The organism is Longimicrobiaceae bacterium (assembly GCA_035936415.1).
Lineage (GTDB): Bacteria > Gemmatimonadota > Gemmatimonadetes > Longimicrobiales > Longimicrobiaceae > JAFAYN01.
The window spans coordinates 1-3,836 of record DASYWD010000445.1; the positions used below are offsets into that span (position 1 = coordinate 1).

The 3,836-nt window shown below is 75.0% G+C and carries 5 protein-coding genes; all 5 read left to right on the top strand.

Going from position 1 to position 3,836, the window contains the following annotated elements; genetic code table 11:
• The first annotated feature begins 158 nt into the window (after positions 1 to 158).
• Positions 159 to 1,343 carry a P1 family peptidase gene (locus VGR37_18035; GenBank protein ID HEV2149308.1) on the top strand — a complete coding sequence of 395 codons (1,185 nt, stop codon included), beginning with the start codon at positions 159 to 161 and terminating at the stop codon, positions 1,341 to 1,343.
• A 42-nt stretch (positions 1,344 to 1,385) separates the two neighbouring features.
• Positions 1,386 to 1,985, top strand: a complete 600-nt coding sequence (locus VGR37_18040; GenBank protein ID HEV2149309.1) for an SIS domain-containing protein — start codon at positions 1,386 to 1,388, stop codon at positions 1,983 to 1,985.
• 34 nt (positions 1,986 to 2,019) lie between these two features.
• Positions 2,020 to 2,511: a hypothetical protein gene (locus VGR37_18045; GenBank protein ID HEV2149310.1), complete on the top strand. Its 492-nt coding sequence runs from the start codon at positions 2,020 to 2,022 to the stop codon at positions 2,509 to 2,511.
• A gap of 102 nt (positions 2,512 to 2,613) precedes the next feature.
• Positions 2,614 to 2,916, top strand: a complete 303-nt coding sequence (locus tag VGR37_18050) for a hypothetical protein (GenBank protein HEV2149311.1) — start codon at positions 2,614 to 2,616, stop codon at positions 2,914 to 2,916.
• 94 nt (positions 2,917 to 3,010) lie between these two features.
• Positions 3,011 to 3,757 (top strand): MBL fold metallo-hydrolase, encoded by a 747-nt coding sequence (locus VGR37_18055; protein ID HEV2149312.1) that lies wholly within the window; start codon positions 3,011 to 3,013, stop codon positions 3,755 to 3,757.
• Positions 3,758 to 3,836 lie beyond the last annotated feature (79 nt).

The window sequence follows — 3,836 nt, forward strand, 5'->3', positions numbered from 1 at the left end:
GATCGGAACGAGGCGCCCTGCGCCCCTGCTCGGTCTTGCGGCTCGCATCGTAAACCTTTACCTGGAACGTCCCGGCGCCCCTCCGGCGCCCGCCGCGGCGAACGCAACGCGCGCGCCACGCGCGGCCCACCCCCCGCTCCCGCGCGATCACCCGGCCCATGCACGGCACCCCGCTCTCCGTCCTGCTGGCGCTGCTCGCGCTGGCCCCTCCCCTGGCGGCGCAGCAGGGCGCGGCCGACGTCCGCCCGCGCGCCCGCGAGCTGGGGGTGGCGCCCGGCGTCCTCCCGCCCGGCCCGCTGAACGCCATCACCGACGTCCCCGGCGTCCGGGTGGGCCAGGTCACCGTGCGCGAGGGGGACTCGGTCCGCACCGGCGTCACCGCGGTGCTTCCCCACGGGGGCGACCTGTTCACCGACAAGGTCCCGGCGGCGGTCTTCGTGGGGAACGGCTTCGGGAAGCTGATGGGCGTCACCCAGGTGCGCGAGCTGGGCGAGATCGAGACGCCCGTCGTCCTCACCTGCACCCTCTGCGTCCCGCGCGCGGCGGACGCGGTGCTGGACCACGTGCTCGCCCGGAACCCGGAGGCGCGCAGCGTGAACGCCGTGGTCGGCGAGACCAACGACGGCTTCCTCAACGACATCCGCGCCCGGCCGGTGCGCGCCGAGCACGTCCTCCGCGCCCTCCGCCAGGCGCGGGGCGGGCCGGTGGAGGAGGGCGCCGTGGGCGCGGGGACGGGGACGGTCGCCTTCGGGTGGAAGGGGGGGATCGGCACCTCGTCGCGCGTGCTCCCGCGCTCGCTGGGCGGGTACACGGTGGGGGTGCTGGTGCAGAGCAACTACGGCGGGATCCTCCAGGTGCTCGGCGCGCCCGTGGGCCGCGAGCTGGACCAGTACTTCCTCAAGCGGGAGCTGGACCGGGGCGACGCGGACGGCTCCATCATGATCGTGATCGCCACCGATGCGCCGCTGGAGCCCCGCAACCTGGAGCGGCTGGCCGCCCGCGCCATGCTGGGGCTGGCGCGCACCGGCTCGCCCATGACCAACGGCTCCGGCGACTACGCCATCGCCTTCTCCACGGCGGAGGGGGTCCGCCGCACCCCGGAGCGCCGCTCCGCGCCGCACACCGTGGAGGTGCTCCCCAACGACCTCCTGTCCCCGCTCTTCGAGGCCGTGGTGGAGGCCACGGAGGAGGCGATCTACAACTCGCTCTTCCGGGCCACCACGACGGCCGGGCACCGCGGGACGGTGGAGGCGCTCCCGCTGGACCGGGTGCGCGAGATCCTGGCCCGGTACGGCGCGCTCGGCCAGGACCGGCGTCTCCCGCCCGGGCGCCCGAAGCGGTAGATTGGGCGCGACGACCGCCCCGATGCACACGGAACGCGCCCGATGACCCCGTACGACCCCGTCGCGCTGGTGCGCGAGATCCTGGACGACTCCGCCCGCGTGAAGCAGGCGCTCAAGGAGATGGCCCCCGAGGTGGTCCGCATCTCCGGGCGGGTGGCGGACGCCTTCCGTGCCGGCAACCGCCTGTACGCCTGCGGCAACGGCGGCTCGGCGTGCGACGCCATGCACCTGGTGGAGGAGCTGGTGGCGCGCTACAAGCGCGAGCGCCCGGGCCTCCCCGCGCACCACCTGCTGGACGCCCCGACGCTCACCTGCTGGAGCAACGACTACGACTACGCCACCGCCTTCCGCCGCCAGGTGGAGGCCATGGTGCGCGAGGGCGACGTGCTGGTGGCGATCAGCACCAGCGGCAACTCCACCAACGTCCTGGCCGCCGTGGAGGCCGCCAACGAGCGTGGGGCGCTGACCATCGGCCTCACGGGAAAGGACGGCGGGCGGATGCGGGCGCTCTGCGCCGAGGCGCTGGTGGTCCCCTCCTGCGCCACGGAGCGGATCCAGGAGGGGCACATCACCCTCATCCACCTCCTCTGCGAGCTGCTGGAGCGCGACCTGTTCTTCCCCGACGAGGGCACTGCGGCCTGACCGCGCGCCCGGCGCCCACCCCACCGGACCGGCCATGAGACTCCACCACCTCCGCCCCCTCCTCGCCCTCCCCCTCGTCCTCGCCGCCTGCGGGCGCGACGCCGGGGAGGACCGCGAGCGCCGCGAGACGCGCGTGGCCGCCTCGCGCAACGCCTGCGTGGCCGAGGAGCTCGCCATCCGCGCCCGCGAGAACCTCGCCTCGCTGGACACCATCGCCGCCATGGGCGGCGGCGTGGAGGGCCCCATGCGGGCCGCGTACACCTACGCCCAGGTGTACCGAAACCTGGCGGAGCTGCGGCACTCGTCCATGGCGTACGTGGACTCGGCGCTCGGCGCCCCCACCCCGGCGGACTCCGCGCGCTACATGCAGCGCGCGGCGCAGTTCTCCGTCCGCGCGCCCGAGCCGGAGACGGTGGACGCCAACGTCGCGGCAGAGTGGCGGCGCAACTTCGCCACGACGCGCGGCAACCCGGAGCACTACTGCAACCAGGCGCCTCCCCCGCAGGCGGAGAAGGGCCGCCGGTAGCGGGAGCTGCGGCACGGTCCCTGCTCGCCCGGTTCCCTTCGCCGCCCTCCGGCCCGGCAGGCCGGGAGGCGCGGAGCGAACCCCCGACGAGGAGGCAGCGTCATGGCTGAGACGGAGAGGAGCGCGCACACCACCACGGACCACGACTTCATCCGCCGCTGGGTGGAGGAGCGGGGGGGCTGGCCGGCCCGGGTGAAGGGGACGGGAGACGAGGACGACCCGGGCCTGATCCGGGTGGACTTCCCCGGCTACTCCGGAGAGGGGAAGCTGGAGCGGATCGAGTGGGACGAGTGGTTCGAGAAGTTCGAGGACAACAACCTCGCCTTCCTGCACCGCGACATGGAGCACAAGGGCGGCGACAAGGACCGCTTCAACAAGCTGGTGCGCCGGGGCTCCGACGACTGACCGCGGCCGCGCCACCCACGACGCCCCCGGAGCCGCGCACGGCGCCGGGGGCGTCGCGCCTGCGACCACGCCGGCCCCCCGACCGGAGAACGCCATGCCCACCCTGCACCTCCTCGGCACCGGCGCCGCGCTCAGCGACGCCAGCCGCACCACCACCATGCTGGCCTTCGAGTCCGCGGGCTCGGCGATCGTCGTCGACTGCGGCGGAGACGTGGTCCAGCGCCTGATGGCGGCGGGGATCGACCCGGACCGGATCGAGGCGCTGGTGGTCACGCACGAGCACGCCGACCACGTTTCCGGCTTCCCCCTCTTCATGGAAAAGGTCTGGCTCGCCGGCCGCCGCCGCCCCGTCCCCGTCCACGGCCCGGCCCCGGCGCTCTCGCAGGCGCGGCGGATCTGGGAGGCGTTCGACACGGGCGGCTGGGAGGGCGTGCCGGAGATCCTCTGGCGCGAGGTGGCGCTGGAAGAGGGCGCCGTGGTGCTGGAGAGCGACGCCTGGCACGTCACCGCCGCCCCGGGGACGCACAGCGTTCCCGTGATCGGGGTGCGGGTGGAGGACCGCCGCGGGAGCGGCGTGGCCGCCTACTCCTGCGACACCGAGGAATCGGACGCCATCGCCCGGCTGGCGCGCGGGGCGGACCTGCTGGTGCACGAGGCCACGGGCGGCTTCGGCGGTCACACCAGCGTGGAGGGCGCGGCGCGCGTCGCCGCGCGTGCGGAGGCCGGGCGGCTGGTGCTGGTGCACCTCCCGCCCGAGGTGGGCGGCGAGGAGCTGGCCCGCGCCCGCGAGACCTTCCCCCGCGTGGAGCTGGGGGAGGACGGCGCCCGCTACGAATTCTGACCCGGACCCCGACGATGAGCCCACTCGGAACCGTTTCGGCGGGCGCCCGGCGCCTCCTCCTGGCGGCGCTGCTCGCCCC

Coding starts and splice junctions, on each gene's coding strand:
- VGR37_18050 (HEV2149311.1), top strand. CDS start 2,614: ATGGCTGAGACGGAGAGGAGCGCGCACACCACCACGGACCACGACTTC.
- VGR37_18045 (HEV2149310.1), top strand. CDS start 2,020: ATGAGACTCCACCACCTCCGCCCCCTCCTCGCCCTCCCCCTCGTCCTC.
- VGR37_18040 (HEV2149309.1), top strand. CDS start 1,386: ATGACCCCGTACGACCCCGTCGCGCTGGTGCGCGAGATCCTGGACGAC.
- VGR37_18035 (HEV2149308.1), top strand. CDS start 159: ATGCACGGCACCCCGCTCTCCGTCCTGCTGGCGCTGCTCGCGCTGGCC.
- VGR37_18055 (HEV2149312.1), top strand. CDS start 3,011: ATGCCCACCCTGCACCTCCTCGGCACCGGCGCCGCGCTCAGCGACGCC.